The sequence below is a fragment of the Enterobacter sp. 168J2 genome, assembly GCF_034107265.1.
GTDB lineage: Bacteria > Pseudomonadota > Gammaproteobacteria > Enterobacterales > Enterobacteriaceae > Enterobacter > Enterobacter nematophilus.
The window spans coordinates 283,609-298,707 of sequence record NZ_JAWNEB010000003.1 but is presented as its reverse complement, the minus strand read 5'-3'; the positions used below and the strand labels follow the sequence as shown (position 1 = coordinate 298,707).

At 56.7% G+C, this 15,099-nt stretch carries 15 protein-coding genes and 3 tRNA genes; 3 read left to right on the top strand and 15 right to left on the bottom strand.

Annotated features, from left to right (window positions below; all coding sequences use genetic code 11):
• Nucleotides 1-119: 119 nt before the first annotated feature.
• The 15 genes from gshA to mltB all read right to left on the bottom strand — a co-directional run bounded on the left by gshA (nucleotide 120) and on the right by mltB (nucleotide 12,937).
• On the bottom strand, nucleotides 120-1,664 hold the full coding sequence (gene gshA, locus USG84_RS11990) for a glutamate--cysteine ligase (RefSeq protein WP_151412887.1): 1,545 nt from the start codon (nucleotides 1,662-1,664) through the stop codon (nucleotides 120-122).
• An 83-nt stretch (nucleotides 1,665-1,747) separates the two neighbouring features.
• Complete coding sequence (locus tag USG84_RS11985; protein WP_008499541.1) at nucleotides 1,748-2,176, bottom strand: YqaA family protein; 429 nt, start codon at nucleotides 2,174-2,176, stop codon at nucleotides 1,748-1,750.
• Nucleotides 2,173-2,739 (bottom strand): fructose-1-phosphate/6-phosphogluconate phosphatase, encoded by a 567-nt coding sequence (yqaB, locus tag USG84_RS11980; RefSeq protein WP_151412888.1) that lies wholly within the window; start codon nucleotides 2,737-2,739, stop codon nucleotides 2,173-2,175. The genes USG84_RS11985 and yqaB overlap by 4 nt, the downstream gene beginning before the upstream one ends.
• Nucleotides 2,740-2,989: 250 nt before the next feature.
• Nucleotides 2,990-3,066: transfer RNA gene (locus USG84_RS11975), tRNA-Arg, on the bottom strand.
• Nucleotides 3,067-3,130: 64 nt separating this feature from the next.
• Nucleotides 3,131-3,207: transfer RNA gene (locus USG84_RS11970), tRNA-Arg, on the bottom strand.
• A 4-nt stretch (nucleotides 3,208-3,211) separates the two neighbouring features.
• Nucleotides 3,212-3,304: transfer RNA gene (locus USG84_RS11965), tRNA-Ser, on the bottom strand.
• 342 nt (nucleotides 3,305-3,646) lie between these two features.
• A complete protein-coding gene (gene csrA, locus USG84_RS11960) occupies nucleotides 3,647-3,832 on the bottom strand; it encodes a carbon storage regulator CsrA (protein WP_000906486.1) in 186 nt (61 codons plus the stop codon).
• Nucleotides 3,833-4,073: 241 nt separating this feature from the next.
• Nucleotides 4,074-6,701 (bottom strand): alanine--tRNA ligase, encoded by a 2,628-nt coding sequence (alaS, locus tag USG84_RS11955; RefSeq protein ID WP_151412889.1) that lies wholly within the window; start codon nucleotides 6,699-6,701, stop codon nucleotides 4,074-4,076.
• 131 nt (nucleotides 6,702-6,832) lie between these two features.
• On the bottom strand, nucleotides 6,833-7,333 hold the full coding sequence (recX, locus tag USG84_RS11950) for a recombination regulator RecX (protein WP_028014188.1): 501 nt from the start codon (nucleotides 7,331-7,333) through the stop codon (nucleotides 6,833-6,835).
• A gap of 68 nt (nucleotides 7,334-7,401) precedes the next feature.
• Nucleotides 7,402-8,460, bottom strand: coding sequence for a recombinase RecA (gene recA, locus USG84_RS11945; RefSeq protein ID WP_028014189.1), 1,059 nt, complete (start codon nucleotides 8,458-8,460; stop codon nucleotides 7,402-7,404).
• Nucleotides 8,461-8,549: 89 nt separating this feature from the next.
• A complete protein-coding gene (gene pncC / locus USG84_RS11940; protein WP_061097290.1) occupies nucleotides 8,550-9,047 on the bottom strand; it encodes a nicotinamide-nucleotide amidase in 498 nt (165 codons plus the stop codon).
• Nucleotides 9,048-9,176: 129 nt separating this feature from the next.
• A complete protein-coding gene (locus USG84_RS11935; RefSeq protein ID WP_151412890.1) occupies nucleotides 9,177-10,055 on the bottom strand; it encodes a metal ABC transporter substrate-binding protein in 879 nt (292 codons plus the stop codon).
• A 14-nt stretch (nucleotides 10,056-10,069) separates the two neighbouring features.
• A complete protein-coding gene (locus tag USG84_RS11930; RefSeq protein ID WP_151412891.1) occupies nucleotides 10,070-10,930 on the bottom strand; it encodes a metal ABC transporter permease in 861 nt (286 codons plus the stop codon).
• On the bottom strand, nucleotides 10,927-11,580 hold the full coding sequence (locus USG84_RS11925; RefSeq protein WP_061097287.1) for a metal ABC transporter ATP-binding protein: 654 nt from the start codon (nucleotides 11,578-11,580) through the stop codon (nucleotides 10,927-10,929). The genes USG84_RS11930 and USG84_RS11925 overlap by 4 nt, the downstream gene beginning before the upstream one ends.
• 256 nt (nucleotides 11,581-11,836) lie before the next feature.
• Nucleotides 11,837-12,937 (bottom strand): lytic murein transglycosylase B, encoded by a 1,101-nt coding sequence (gene mltB / locus USG84_RS11920; protein ID WP_253543151.1) that lies wholly within the window; start codon nucleotides 12,935-12,937, stop codon nucleotides 11,837-11,839.
• Nucleotides 12,938-13,190: 253 nt separating this feature from the next.
• On the opposite strand from mltB, the gene srlA reads away from it, so the two are divergent.
• From srlA to srlB, 3 genes are read left to right on the top strand one after another with little or no spacing between them, the layout of a single operon-like run.
• Nucleotides 13,191-13,754 (top strand): PTS glucitol/sorbitol transporter subunit IIC, encoded by a 564-nt coding sequence (gene srlA / locus USG84_RS11915; RefSeq protein WP_003862164.1) that lies wholly within the window; start codon nucleotides 13,191-13,193, stop codon nucleotides 13,752-13,754.
• Nucleotides 13,751-14,710, top strand: coding sequence for a PTS glucitol/sorbitol transporter subunit IIB (locus tag USG84_RS11910; RefSeq protein ID WP_151412893.1), 960 nt, complete (start codon nucleotides 13,751-13,753; stop codon nucleotides 14,708-14,710). Before srlA ends, USG84_RS11910 begins: the two co-directional genes overlap by 4 nt.
• A 12-nt stretch (nucleotides 14,711-14,722) precedes the next feature.
• Nucleotides 14,723-15,085 (top strand): PTS glucitol/sorbitol transporter subunit IIA, encoded by a 363-nt coding sequence (gene srlB / locus USG84_RS11905; protein ID WP_028014196.1) that lies wholly within the window; start codon nucleotides 14,723-14,725, stop codon nucleotides 15,083-15,085.
• Nucleotides 15,086-15,099 lie beyond the last annotated feature (14 nt).

Here is a 15,099-nt window from a genome sequence, read left to right as displayed (position 1 = left end):
AACTGAACTCTTCTACAGAATGCACGTCTGAGTATATGAAAGACGCGCATTTGTTATCATCATCCCTGAATTCAGAGATGTATATTTTGGCCACAGCGATGTGGCCTTTTTCTTTTCTGCTAAGCCTGCTTCGCCAGAAACGCCTCAAACGACTCCGTATCCGCCGCTTCAACCTCTTTCTGACGCACCACGGACGCATCGCGCTCCGCGACAAAATCCGCCTCGCTCAGGATTTCTAACGGCTCCTGCATCAGCATCTCACGGTACTCCGCTGAGAGTGAACGCCCCGTGCCGCCAATCCCCTGCTCGATCATGGAGCGCAGAATGCGCGCAGAGAACGTCAGTTCCGGGTTATCAAAGCATTCCACCAGCTGGTCGCAAATCCGTTGATACGCGTCGCCGCCGTCGATGCTGTCCATTGTCCGGGCAACACGCTTCAGGTCACGGAACAGATCCTTACCCACCTTAGCCAGCGGGAACTGCGCCGTTTCACAGCCAATGCCCAGCGTCAGACCCGGTTTACGGCCTTCCAGAATCACGCGATTCCAGTTCGTGCGCGTACAGAGCAGCTCGTCTGAACTCATTTCCGGCGCATCCGCCAGCGCGCACCAGACCATAAACAGATCCAGGAAGCGAACCTGCTGCTCGTCAACGCCAATCGGTGAGAACGGGTTGATGTCCAGCGAGCGCACTTCAATGTATTCAATGCCGCCGCGCTGCAGCGCATCCGACGGCGTTTCGCCGCTGCGCGTCACGCGCTTCGGACGAATTGGCGCATACAGTTCGTTTTCAATCTGCAGTACGTTACTGTTGATTTGCAGGCGCTTTCCGTCTTTTTCGAGGCCGATTTTCGCGTACTCTTCCGACGGAGTTTTAATCGCCCTCTTCAATCCTGCCACATATTCGTGCAATTCGTTAAACGTAATACCGAGATTGCTTTGCGATTTATTGGTATAGCCCAAATCGCTCATGCGCAGAGAAGTCGCGTACGGGAGATAGTACATTCCGCACTCCGTCTTTTCGAACGGCAGCGTGGTCGGTTTCCCCTGCAGGAACGATGAGCAAATGGCAGGCGATGCGCCAAACAGATACGGAATCACCCAGCCAAAACGGTAATAGTTGCGGATCAGACGGAAATAACCGGCGGAGATCGCTTCTTTATCCGTTTCTCCCCCCTTCGCCTGCCAGAACGCCATCGGCAAAGAGAAATTGTAGTGCACCCCGGAGATAGTCTGCATGAGTGCGCCGTAGCGATTTTTCAGACCTTCGCGATAGAGCGTTTTCAGCCGACCAATGTTTGACGTGCCGTACTGCGCCAGCTCAATCTCCTGGCCCTGCTCGATATAGCACGGCATGCTGAGCGGCCACATACGCTCATCGCCGAGGTTGCGCGCGGTGTAGCGATGGATGTCGCGCAGGATCGTCAGCATATGATCGATATCGCCGTCCACCGGCGTAATGAACTCCAGCAGCGCTTCAGCGAAATCGGTTGTGATCCATTTATGTGTCAGCGCCGAGCCTAACGCCTTCGGGTGACCCGTAGTCGCTAAGCTACCGTCCGCGTTAACGCGCAGCGTTTCACGCTCAAGACCACGCTGAATACCCTTCAGAGCCTGAGGGTGGTTTTCCAGCCAGGCCAGCGCCTGAGATACGTCCGGGATCAAATTGACCTCCCGCCTGTCAAAGTAATGTTACTCAGCATAATTGTAATGGTTGACGATTGAAGGTCGCGTATTCATTCCACCAATTAGTGCCACCACGTCATACCCTGTAGTGTTGCCCACGCCACGAGAACATAGCGCAACGCCTTGCCAAGGCACAAAAAAAAGAGCACCGGTCCCCAGGAGATGCGCATCCATCCCGCCAGCAGACACAGTAAATCGCCTATTACAGGCATCCAGCTTAATAACAGCGTGGCAGCGCCATAGCGTTTTAGCCAGCCGACTGCCTTTTCCTGCCAGCGCGATTTTTCGCGCAGCGGAAAGAAACGCCCAAGAATAACGTTAGTCAGCCCTCCAAGGCTATTACCCATTGTTGCTATTAATACAAGCAGCCAGGGCTGACTAACGCCGGACAACAGCATCGCCACCAGCACCACTTCCGAATTTCCCGGTAACAGCGTGGCGCTTAGAAAACTGCTGGCGAATAATGAGGCGAGTGACAGCGCGTCACTCACAGTAAGCGCACATCCACCGCATCCATTCCGGCATCACGCGCGGCCTGAATACCGAAATCGGCATCTTCAAACACGACGCATTTTGCCGCCGGGACGCCCATTAATTCTGCGCAGAGCAGGAAGGTGTCCGGTGCGGGCTTGTGATTTTTAACATGATCGGCGGCCACCACGGCAGTAAAATAGTGGCGCAGGCCAAGATGGTTGAGCAACGCTTCTGCTATCGCGCTCTCGCTGCCCGTCCCGACAGACATCGGGCGACGCCCGTGCCACTCTTTTACCACATCAATCAGTGGCAGAGGGCGTACGGTATCTAAAAGCATGGCTTTTACCGCATCGGTTTTTTCACGCGCGAGAAGGTGTGGGTCGAGATCGGCCTGATTCAGTTCAATCACGGCCTGCGCAATACGCCAGGTTGGGGATCCGTTGAGGGCAATCATCGCCTGAAGGTCGAAACGCATGCCGTAGCGGCCAAGGACCTCGGTCCAGGCTTGACGATGCGTGGGTTCAGTATCGAGGATGGTGCCATCCATGTCGAAGATCAAACCGTCATACTGTGCGTACATCGTGCTCTCGCTAAACGATTAACAAAGCATTACTTTATCGTAAAAGGTGGTTTTTGTCGCTGACTGAGAGTGTGATTGCTGACGGAACGTCGAAGGAATAAACAAAGAAGGAGAAGATGGTGCATCCGGGAGGATTACTCGGCTTACGCCTCGCCCTGCGGGCCGTTGCTAAAGCAACGTTATCCTCCCTGGTGCTTGCGATTAACTCGCAGACCTTAAAACAACAGCATCGCTGTTATCTCGGAGAATATGGTGCATCCGGGAGGATTCGAACCTCCGACCGCTCGGTTCGTAGCCGAGTACTCTATCCAGCTGAGCTACGGATGCATCGGGATTTACTACTGTACTGCTCGATATTCATATCACTTCGAAAGCAATATGAAGTAATAGATGGTGCATCCGGGAGGATTCGAACCTCCGACCGCTCGGTTCGTAGCCGAGTACTCTATCCAGCTGAGCTACGGATGCAAAATGGCGGTGAGGCGGGGATTCGAACCCCGGATGCAGCTTTTGACCGCATACTCCCTTAGCAGGGGAGCGCCTTCAGCCTCTCGGCCACCTCACCACACAACGCCTCTTTCGAGTGCTTCGAGTTACTCGTTAAGAGCTTCTCGTCGCTGCGTGGCGCATATATTACTTTCTGGGACTTATAAGTCAAACAATTTTCCAAAAGCTTTTATCGTTTGCACAAATCACACGCAATTCGCATGTAAAAGCCGCAAAGAGGGTGTTTTATAAGCGGATTTTGCAGGCAACACCACAGAAAACATCTGTCGAAATAGCGGTATTGAGACGAGTAAAGAGTAACGGAGTGGTTAAAAAGAGAGCGATTGAAATTAAACGGTAACTTTGAGCAGGAAAAATAGCGGGAGGGTTGCGTCTCGCCCGACAGCGAGACGCGACAATATCAGTAACTGGACTGCTGGGATTTTTCAGCCTGGATACGCTGGTAGATCTCTTCACGGTGGACAGATACTTCTTTAGGAGCGTTAACACCAATACGTACCTGGTTACCCTTTACCCCTAAAACTGTCACGGTGACCTCATCCCCAATCATGAGGGTCTCACCAACTCGACGAGTCAGAATCAGCATTCTTTGCTCCTTGAAAGATTAAAAGAGTCGGGTCTCTTGTATCCCGGCATTATCCATCATATAACGCCAAAAAGTAAGCGATGACAAACACGTAAAGTGTAAGCAGTCACGGCATCACATTCTGTTAAACGTAAGTTTAGCCGATATACACAAACTCAACCTGACTTTATCGTTATCGATAGCACAGTGAACAAGACGCCATAACGTTACCGCTATGGCGTCTGATTGTGCTTTGTAGTTATTACAGTTTCGCGCTCACCCAGCTTTCAACGCTGGCTAATGCTGCAGGAAGTGCCGCCGCATCCGTACCACCGGCTTGCGCCATGTCCGGACGACCGCCCCCCTTACCGCCCACCTGCTGGGCGACCATACCAATCAGTTCCCCTGCTTTAACGCGGTCGGTCACATCCTTAGAGACGCCCGCAATCAGAGAAACCTTACCTTCTGCCACCGTCGCCAGCACGATAACCGTAGAACCAAGCTGGTTTTTCAGATCGTCGACCATAGTACGCAGCATCTTAGGCTCAACGCCCGCCAGATCGCTGACCAGCAGTTTGACGCCCTTAATGTCTACCGCCTTGCTGGAGAGGTTTGCACTCTCCTGCGCCGCAGCCTGTTCTTTCATCTGCTGGAGTTCTTTTTCCAGCTGACGGGTACGATCCAGCGCAACGCGCACTTTCTCGCCCAGGTTCTGGCTATCGCCTTTCAGCAGCTGCGCGATGTCGTGCAGCTGATCGCTCTGCGCATGCAGGCTGGCGATTGCGCCTTCACCGGTTACCGCTTCAATACGACGCACACCTGCCGCCGTACCGGATTCAGAAACGATGCGGAACAGGCCGATGTCACCGGTGCGCGAGGCGTGAGTACCGCCGCACAGTTCGGTAGAGAAATCGCCCATGCTCAGCACGCGAACGCGCTCGTCATATTTCTCGCCAAACAGCGCCATCGCACCTTTTTTCTTCGCGTCCTCAAGATCCATGATGTGGGTCTCAATTGGCAGGTTACGACGGATCTGCGCGTTCACCAGGTCTTCCACCGCGCGGATTTCAGACGGCTTCATCGCTTCAAAATGCGAGAAGTCGAAGCGCAGCACTTTATCGTTAACCAGAGAACCTTTCTGTGCAACGTGGGTACCCAGCACGTCGCGCAGGGCTGCGTGCATCAGGTGGGTTGCAGAGTGGTTCAGACGAATGCGTGCACGGCGTGCTTCATCAACGTTAGCCTGTACGCCCTCGCCCACTTTCAGAGAACCGGAAACCAGTTTGCCCTGGTGACCAATCGCCTGACCGTATTTCTGGGTGTCGCTTACGCTAAAGCTAAAGCCGTTACCTTTCAGTTCGCCTTTATCGCCAACCTGACCGCCAGATTCCGCATAGAACGGGGTTTTGTCCAGAATGACGACGGCTTCCTGGCCCGCGCTGATGCTGTCTACGGCTTTACCGTCAACAAACAGGGCGGTGACTTTGCCGGTCAGTTCCAGCGCTTCATAACCTTTGAATTCAGACGCGCTATCAACGCGGATCATCGCGTTGTAGTCGGCACCGAAACCGCTGGATTCACGCGCACGACGACGCTGCTCTTCCATCGCGGCTTCAAAGCCTGCTTCATCAACTTTGATGTTGCGCTCGCGGCAAACGTCCGCCGTCAGGTCAACCGGGAAGCCGTAGGTGTCGTACAGGCGGAAAGCAGTTTCGCCATCCAGCGTGTCGCCCTTAAGCTTCGCCAGCTCTTCGTCCAGCAGCGCCAGACCACGCTCCAGCGTACGGGCAAACTGCTCTTCTTCGGTTTTCAGAACCTGCTCAACCTGCGCCTGCTGGCGTTTCAGCTCGTCACCGGCTGAACCCATCACGCCAATCAGTGGCCCAACGAGTTTATAGAAGAAGGTGTCCTTCGCGCCCAGCATGTTGCCGTGACGGATCGCACGGCGAATGATGCGACGCAGCACGTAGCCACGGTTTTCATTCGACGGAATGACGCCGTCAGCAATCAGGAACGCACAGGAACGAATATGGTCTGCAATAACGCGCAGCGATTTGTTGTTCAGATCGGTCGCGCCGGTCACTTCTGCAACGGCTTTGATCAGGGTGCTGAACAGGTCAATCTCGTAGTTGGAGTTAACGTGCTGCAGAACCGCGGCGATACGCTCCAGGCCCATACCGGTATCAACGGACGGCTTCGGCAGCGGCTCCATGGTGCCGTCAGCCTGACGGTTGAACTGCATGAAGACGATGTTCCAGATCTCAATATAGCGATCGCCGTCTTCTTCCGGGCTGCCTGGAGGGCCACCCCAGATGTGGTCGCCGTGATCGTAGAAGATCTCGGTGCACGGACCGCAAGGACCGGTGTCACCCATCTGCCAGAAGTTGTCAGACGCGTATGGCGCGCCTTTGTTATCGCCGATGCGAATAATACGCTCGCGCGGGATACCCACTTCTTTTTCCCAGATTTCAAACGCTTCGTCATCGGTTTCGTAGACGGTCACCCACAGACGCTCTTTCGGCAGGTTGAACCAGTTTTCACCGGTCAGCAGTTCCCACGCGTATTGAATGGCATCGTGTTTGAAGTAGTCGCCGAAGCTGAAGTTACCCAGCATTTCGAAGAAGGTGTGGTGGCGCGCGGTGTAACCGACGTTTTCCAGGTCGTTGTGTTTACCGCCCGCACGCACGCAACGCTGTGAGGTTGTGGCGCGGGAATAATTACGCTTGTCGAGACCAAGGAACACGTCCTTGAACTGGTTCATCCCGGCGTTGGTAAACAGTAAAGTCGGGTCGTTGTTCGGTACCAGGGAGCTGCTGGCAACAACCTGGTGTCCCTTACTATGGAAAAAATCGAGAAACGCCTGACGGATCTCAGCGGTGCTCTTGCTCATAATTATCCTGAAATCAAGCTAACGAAATGTCGTAGCCAGCCTGTATCGGTAAACCGTTGGACAGACCAGCTACTGGAAAAAGTGGGAATAAGATAAGTTTTCTTTAGTGGGAAGTAAAATCCCGCATGCGTTCAATCGGCAAAATTACGCCAGATATCCTGAATATCTTCCATCAGAAAGCCGCGGTAGAGCAAAAAGCGCTGGATTTTGACTTTTTCTGAAAATTCACGCGGCAGCGGTTCGCCGTATTTACGAATAGCCTGCTCTTTTGCCAGCTCGCACCAGTCGGTGTCGCTTTCGCGCATCGCTTTTTCGATGGATTCCCTGGCTACCCCTTTCTGGTTCAGCTCCTGGCGGATGCGCGCGGGTCCATACCCTTTGCGACCCCGGCTGGCGAGAAAACGCGAGGCAAAGCGGTCATCGTCCAGGTAATGATGCTCATAGCACCAGGCCACCACGCGGTCGTAGTCTTCCGCAGTGGCATCAATCTCTTCCGGCCCGTTTTTACTCATGACGGGCGCTGACAGCTTCCGCCGCAGCTCCTGTTCACTGTGGTCGCGCACGGCGAGAATGCGTACCGCACGATCCAGCAAGCGCGCGTAGGCGGGTCGGCGTGATGTCGGTTCACTCATAAAAAACCTGCAGAATCAGAAATGCAAAAAGGGCCGCGTCAGCAGCCCTTCATCTTTACACGAGAAACTTAAAAGTCTTCGTTGGTTTCTTCAGCATCCGCGGCATCCACCACGAAATCAGGTTTGGAGTCCTGGTTGTTCAGCAGAAGCTCACGCACCTTCTTCTCAATCTCTTTCGCCGCAGCCGGGTTCTCTTTCAGCCAGGAGATAGCATTCGCTTTACCCTGACCAATCTTGTCACCGTTGTAGCTGTACCAGGCGCCCGCTTTTTCAATCAGCTTCTCTTTCACGCCCAGGTCAACCAGCTCGCCGAGGAAGTTGATACCTTCGCCGTAGAGGATCTGGAATTCAGCCTGTTTGAACGGTGCTGCGATTTTGTTCTTCACAACCTTCACGCGGGTTTCGCTACCCACCACGTTCTCGCCCTCTTTCACCGCGCCGATACGGCGGATATCCAGACGGACAGAAGCGTAGAATTTCAGCGCGTTACCACCGGTAGTGGTTTCCGGGTTACCGAACATCACACCAATTTTCATACGGATCTGGTTGATGAAGATCAGCAGCGTGTTGGACTGCTTCAGGTTACCGGCCAGCTTACGCATCGCCTGGCTCATCATACGTGCCGCGAGGCCCATGTGAGAGTCACCGATTTCACCTTCGATTTCCGCTTTTGGCGTCAGCGCCGCAACGGAGTCGACGATGATCACGTCAACCGCACCGGAGCGCGCCAGCGCGTCACAAATTTCCAGCGCCTGCTCACCGGTGTCCGGCTGGGAACACAGCAGGTTGTCGATATCAACGCCCAGCTTACGGGCATACACTGGATCCAGCGCGTGCTCGGCATCGATAAACGCACAGGTTTTACCTTCGCGCTGCGCCGCTGCAACAACCTGCAGGGTCAAAGTCGTTTTACCTGAGGATTCCGGACCGTAGATTTCTACGATACGGCCCATCGGCAAACCGCCCGCGCCCAGTGCGATATCCAGAGAAAGCGAACCGGTGGAGATAGTTTCCACATCCATGGAACGGTCTTCACCCAGGCGCATGATGGAGCCTTTACCGAATTGCTTTTCGATCTGGCCCAGTGCTGCCGCCAACGCTTTCTGTTTGTTTTCGTCGATAGCCATTATTACTCCTGTCATGCCGGGAGAAGCAACTGCGCTTCACCATGGACTTCTGTTCTGTTGGTGCAATTATACTGTATAGTCATACAGTATCAAGTATTTTGTAGAAATTGTTGCCAGAGCGTTTTTAACGCATAAACGGTTGCCTGCCGACGCACGCTTTCGCGGTCGCCGCTGAAGCACTCCCGGCGGGTGATCCCTTCCCCTTTGGACGTGGCAAACCCGAACCAGACGGTGCCGACAGGCTTCACGTCGCTGCCGCCGTCCGGCCCCGCGATACCGCTAATGGAAACGGCGTAATCTGCCCGCGCCTCTTTCAGCGCGCCAATGGCCATTTCAATGACAACCGGTTCGCTGACCGCGCCATGCTGTTCCAGCGTGGCTTCGCGCACGCCAATCATCTGCGCCTTAGCTTCGTTACTGTAGGTCACAAAGCCGCGTTCAAACCAGGCGGAACTGCCGGCGATATCGGTAATCGCTTTCGCCACCCAGCCGCCGGTGCAGGATTCCGCGGTAGTGATTGTCGCGCCACGCTGCTTCAGGGCAAGGCCTACGATCTCGCTAAGCTGCATCAATTCATGGTCAGTCATTCTTGCTCCAGGCTTGAGAAAAACGTGCAGCACAAGATAGCACTTTCTCGTCAAATATGGGGATGCGCTTCAGGTTTTACGAGGGGGCTTCAGAAAAAAGCCGGTACGGGCGCACCGGCTGGAGAAATGTTACTTCATGCTGCTCGCAATCGTATCGACATTATGGCGAAACGCCTTAACGTAGGTGTCTGCCACCCCACCTTTGGCCGACAGGGCTTCCGGGTAGAGTTCGCCGCCCGGCTGTGCGCCGGTCGCCGACGCAATCTGCTTCACCAGGCGCGGATCGAGCTGGTTTTCCATAAACCACGTTTTCACGCCGTCGGCTTTAATCTGCTTGATAATCTCCGCCACCTGCGCCGCGCTGGCCTCGCTCTCGGAAGAGAGTCCTTGAGGTGCCATGAAGGTTACGCCGTAAGCGCGGCCAAAATAGCCGAACGCGTCATGGCTGGTCAGCACTTTGCGTTTTTCCTGCGGGATCTGGCTAAAGCGCGTTTTGGCCCAGCTGTCCAGCTGAGTCAGTTGCGCAATGTACGGTTTTCCTGAAGCCTCCAGCGCCGCTTTGTCTTCCGGATCGGCTTTCACCAGCCCGTTCAGAATATTTTGCGCATACAGGGCACCGTTCGCCGCGCTGTTCCAGGCGTGCGGGTCGGTCACGGTCTTTCCATCTTCCTCAAGCGTGTGGGTTTTCACACCGGTTGAGGCGACGACCAGCTGCCCTTTGAACCCGGAGGCTTTCACCAGGCGGTCGAGCCAGCCTTCCAGCCCCAGGCCGTTGACCACCACCACGTCAGCCTTGCTCAGCGCCGCGCTGTCTTTTGGTGACGGTTCGAAGGTGTGCGGATCGCCGTCCGGCCCCACCAGCGTCGTCACGTTCACGCGATCGCCCCCCACCTTCTGGGTGATATCCCCCAGTATCGAAAAGCTGGTGACCACATTCAGCGTTTTCGCCATCACGCTGTGCGACATCATCCCCAGCGTTAGCGCCATAATTAATCCTGTACGTTTCATCGTTTCCCCTTGCGTTAAAAAAGCGCCCGCAGGCTGCCAGCCAGCCTGCTGCGCGTGCCAAATAAAACGGAAATAAAGAACAGCGCGCTGGCGGTCAGCACAATAGATGGCCCCGCGGGTAAACTTGCCGCCCAGGAGAGGCTTAGCCCCAGCCACGCGCAGAAAATACCGCTGATACCGGCCATCAGGAGTAATCCGGGTAAGGTGCGTACCCAGCAGCGCGCCGCCACCGCCGGGAGCATCATCAGCCCGACGGCCATCAGCGTGCCGAGCACCTGAAAACCGGCCACCAGGTTAAGCACCAGCAGCGCCAGAAACAGGGCGTGCAACAGCCCGGGCAGCCAGCGGGCATTCACCTGCAGCCAGGCGGTGTCAAACGCCTCCGTCACCAGCCCGCGGTAAAAAAGGGCCAGCGTGATAAGGGTGAAGATGCACACGCCGGTCACAAACAGCGCGGCGTCGTTGTCAACCGCGAGGATTGAGCCAAACAGCAGATGCAGCAGATCGACATTCGAGCCGCGCAGCGATACCAGCGTGACGCCCAGCGCCAGTGAACCCAGGTAAAAGCCGGCAAAGCTGGCATCTTCTTTCAGCGGCGTGCGGCGGCTGACCAGCCCGGCCACCAGCGCGACGGCAATTCCGGCGATAAACCCGCCGACGGTCATTGCCAACAGCGACATCCCGCTGAGCAAATACCCCACGGCGACGCCGGGCAAAATGGCGTGAGAAAGCGCATCGCCCATCAGGCTCATCCGGCGCAGCTGAAGAAACACGCCGAGCGCGGTGGTGCTGACGGAGAGCGCCAGGCAAACCACCAGCGCGCGGCGCATAAAGCCGAATTCGATAAACGGCTGGAAGAATGTGTGCCAGATCATGCCACCCTCACCCGTTCGGTTTTCCACTGGGGGACGTCAGCATCCAGCCGCAGCGTCTGCGGGAAGTGGCGCGCCACGCGCTCGCTGTCGTGCAGTACCGCGAGCAGCGTTTGCCCCTGCATATACATCTCCAGCATCAGATCCATCAGCACGTTGCAGGTCGCTTCATCAACGCCGGTAAAGGGCTCGTCGAGCATCACCAGCGGCGCCTGCTGCACTAACACGCGGGCAAACAGCATGCGCTGAAACTGGCCGCCGGAGAGTTCATCGATGGTGGAAAGCGCCATCGACTCCAGCCCCACGCGCTCAAGTGCGCCACTAATGCGCAGACGCGCTTCGCGACGAAAACCGGCGAAAAGCGAAATTCCGGGCCAGCAGCCCATGCTCACCACGTCCTGCACGGTCAGCGGAAATTGCGCCTCCAGCGCGTGACGCTGCGCCAGCCAGCCGATTACCGGACGTTTTCCCTGCCAGCGGAAGCTGCCGCTCACGGGCGGGATAAACCCGGCGAGGGTTTTCAGCAGCGTGGATTTGCCGCAGCCGTTGGCGCCGATAATGGCGGTCATGCTGCCGCGTTCAATCACGCCCGAAAGCGGCCGCGTGACGGGCTGGCGGTCATAGCCCGCAATCAGTGCGTTCATCACGATCATGGCAACGCCACCGCCCAGCGCACGGCCAGCCCGAGAAACAGAATGAGTACCATCGCCAGCAGCAGCCGAACCGGGGATGAGAGAGAAAACAGGGACATGGACATCTCAATTCAAAATAATGTTATAACATAACAATAATAAAAGACGATGAAGATGTAAACGGCGGGAATGAAATGGGAGTGTGGCGAAATGTTTCTGCGGGAAACAGATGCGGGCGGGTGCCCTCTCCCACGGGGAGAGGGGGGAATAAGGCGACTTACTGACTAAACGGCGAAGCCGCCGGGACGCGAGCCTGAGACACCGCCAGCCCCAGCTGCCACACCGCCATCGCGTAGTGCGTACTGTGGTTATAGCGGGTGATGGTGTAGAAGTTCGGCATGCCGTACCAGTACTGGTAGCCGGTTCCCACGTCCAGACGCAGCAGGCTCACCTGGTCAACGTTGCCCAGCGGCTGGGTTGGCGTTAAGCCTGCCGCCGTCAGCTGCGCAACGCTGTACTTGGTTTTAAAACCGTTTTCCAGACCAAACGCCTCGCCGTTGGCCTGCACGGCAACCTGGCCGCCCGGCGTCCAGCCGTGCGCTTTGAAGTAGTTCGCCACGCTGCCGATGGCATCCACCGGATCCCACAGGTTGATATGACCGTCCCCGTTAAAGTCGACGGCATACTGCTTATAGGAGGACGGCATAAACTGGCCGTAGCCCATCGCGCCGGCAAATGACCCTTTCAGATCGAGCGGATCGTCCTGCTCGCTGCGCGCCATCAGCAGGAAGGTTTCCAGCTCGGAAGAGAAGTATTCGGCGCGGCGCGGGTAGTTAAAGGAGAGCGTCGCCAGCGCGTCGAGGATGCGGGTTTTGCCCATCACGCGGCCCCAGCGGGTCTCTACGCCGATAATCCCGACGATGATTTCCGGCGGCACGCCGTAGACCTGCCATGCGCGGTTGAGCGCATCTTCATACTGATTCCAGAACGCCACGCCGTTTTGCACGTTGTCCGGGGTAATAAACTGTTTGCGGTAGCGCAGCCACGCGCCGTTCGGCCCGCTCGGTACCTGGGCGGACGGCGCCTGCCTGTCCATCAGGCGCAGCACGTAGTCCAGACGCTTCGCCTGAGACAGAATTTCATGCAGCTGCTGGCGGTCGAAACCGTGTTTGCTCACCATTTTATCGATGAACTGCTCGGCCGCCGGGTTATTCGCGAAGTCGCCTCCCATCTGCATCATATTGTGCTGCGGCTCCAGCAGGAATCCCCCGGAAGGCGCGCCCGCCGTTTGCTGAACGGCTTCGGTCTTAGGTTTGCTGCTACAGGCAGACAGCAGGATAAGCGCAGGCAACAGCGCTGCATAACGACGCTTGAACATGAGACATCCATTTAACGGGTTCGATAAGAACCCAGTATGGTAAAGCATCCGCAACACCTCAAGGAAGCGGTACGCGCCTCCTCAACGCAAATCCGTGCTTTTTTCCACCGAAAATCATTCACCCCATCAATTAACTTTCAAAATAATCCATTTTTCTTTCATTGTGAGATCTAACTAACACTTTAAAACCTTTCAAAGTGATTATTATTAGCCGCAGTTATACAAAAACAAAAAAGCCCCACAGGAGAGAAGAATGATAGAAACCATCACCCACGGCGCCGAGTGGTTCATCGGGCTGTTTCAGAAAGGCGGAGAAGTGTTCACCGGCATGGTGACCGGGATCCTGCCCCTGCTGATCAGCCTGCTGGTGATCATGAACGCGCTGATCAACTTTATCGGCCAGCAGCGCATCGAACGCTTTGCCCAGCGCTGCGCCGGTAACCCGCTGTCCCGCTACCTGATATTGCCCTTCATCGGCACCTTTGTTTTCTGTAACCCGATGACCTTAAGCCTCGGCCGCTTTATGCCAGAGAAGTACAAACCAAGCTACTACGCCGCCGCCTCCTACAGCTGCCATTCGATGAACGGCCTGTTTCCGCACATTAACCCCGGAGAGCTGTTTGTCTACCTCGGGATCGCCAGCGGCCTTACCACGCTTGGCCTGCCGCTCGGCCCGCTGGCGGTGAGCTACCTGCTGGTTGGCCTGGTGACCAACTTCTTCCGCGGCTGGGTGACTGACCTCACCACCGCCATTTTTGAGAAAAAAATGGGCATCCAGCTTGAACAGAAGGTCCATCTTTCAGGAGCGACAGCATGAACCGGATCCGCATTGAGAAAGGCACGGGCGGCTGGGGCGGCCCGCTGGAGTTCGACGCCACCGAAGGCAAAAAGATCGTCTACATCACCGCAGGGACGCGCCCGGCGATCGTCGACAAGCTGCGCGAGCTGACCGGCTGGGAAGCGGTTGACGGCTTTAAAGAGGGCGAGCCGCCGGAAGCGGACATCGGCGTGGCGGTGATTGACTGCGGCGGCACGCTGCGCTGCGGCATCTATCCGAAGCGCCGCATTCCGACGGTGAATATTCACTCCACCGGAAAATCCGGCCCGCTGGCGCAGTACATCCTTGAGGACATTTATGTCTCGGGCGTAAGGGAGGACAACATCACTCTGGTGAATGGCACACCCGCGCCGCAAAAAGCGGCCCCGCGCGAGTACGACACCAGCAAAAAAATCACCGAGCAGAGCGACGGCCTGCTGGCAAAGGTCGGGATGGGAATGGGCTCCGCCGTGGCGGTGCTGTTCCAGTCCGGGCGCGACACTATCGACACGGTGCTGAAAACGATTCTGCCGTTTATGGCGTTCGTCTCGGCGCTGATCGGCATCATCATGGCGTCCGGCCTGGGCGACTGGATTGCCCACGGCCTTGCCCCGCTCGCCAGCCACCCGCTCGGGCTGGTGACGCTGGCGCTGATCTGCTCCTTCCCGCTGCTGTCGCCGTTCCTCGGCCCGGGCGCGGTGATTGCCCAGGTCATCGGCGTGCTGATTGGCGTACAGATTGGTCTGGGCAACATTCCCCCGCACCTCGCCCTGCCCGCCCTGTTTGCCATTAACGCCCAGGCGGCGTGCGACTTCATCCCCGTGGGGCTGTCGCTGGCCGAAGCGCGCCAGGACACCGTGCGCGTGGGCGTGCCGTCCGTGCTGGTGAGCCGCTTCCTGACGGGCGCGCCGACGGTGCTGATTGCCTGGTTTGTCTCCGGCTTTATCTATCAATAAGAGGTTCCTGCAATGAACGTCATTTACCAGACCACCATTACCCGCATCGGCCAGAGCGCGGCGGACGCGCTGAGCGACCAGATGCTGATCACCTTCCGCGAGGGCGCCCCGGCGGATATCGAAGAGTTTTGCTTTATCCACTGCCACGGCGAGCTGAACGGCGAGCTGAAGGCCGGAAGCCAGCTGGAGCTGGGCGAGGCGCGCTATGCCGTGACCGCCGTCGGCGACGTGGCCGAGCAAAACCTGCGCGAGCTGGGCCACATCACCCTGCGCTTCGACGGCCAGCCGCAGGCGGAATACCCCGGCACGGTTCACGTGGATGGCCCGGTTCCGCAGGCTGTCATCCCAGGCTGCACGTTAAAATTTGTTGCGTAATTAAGGAGAGTCAC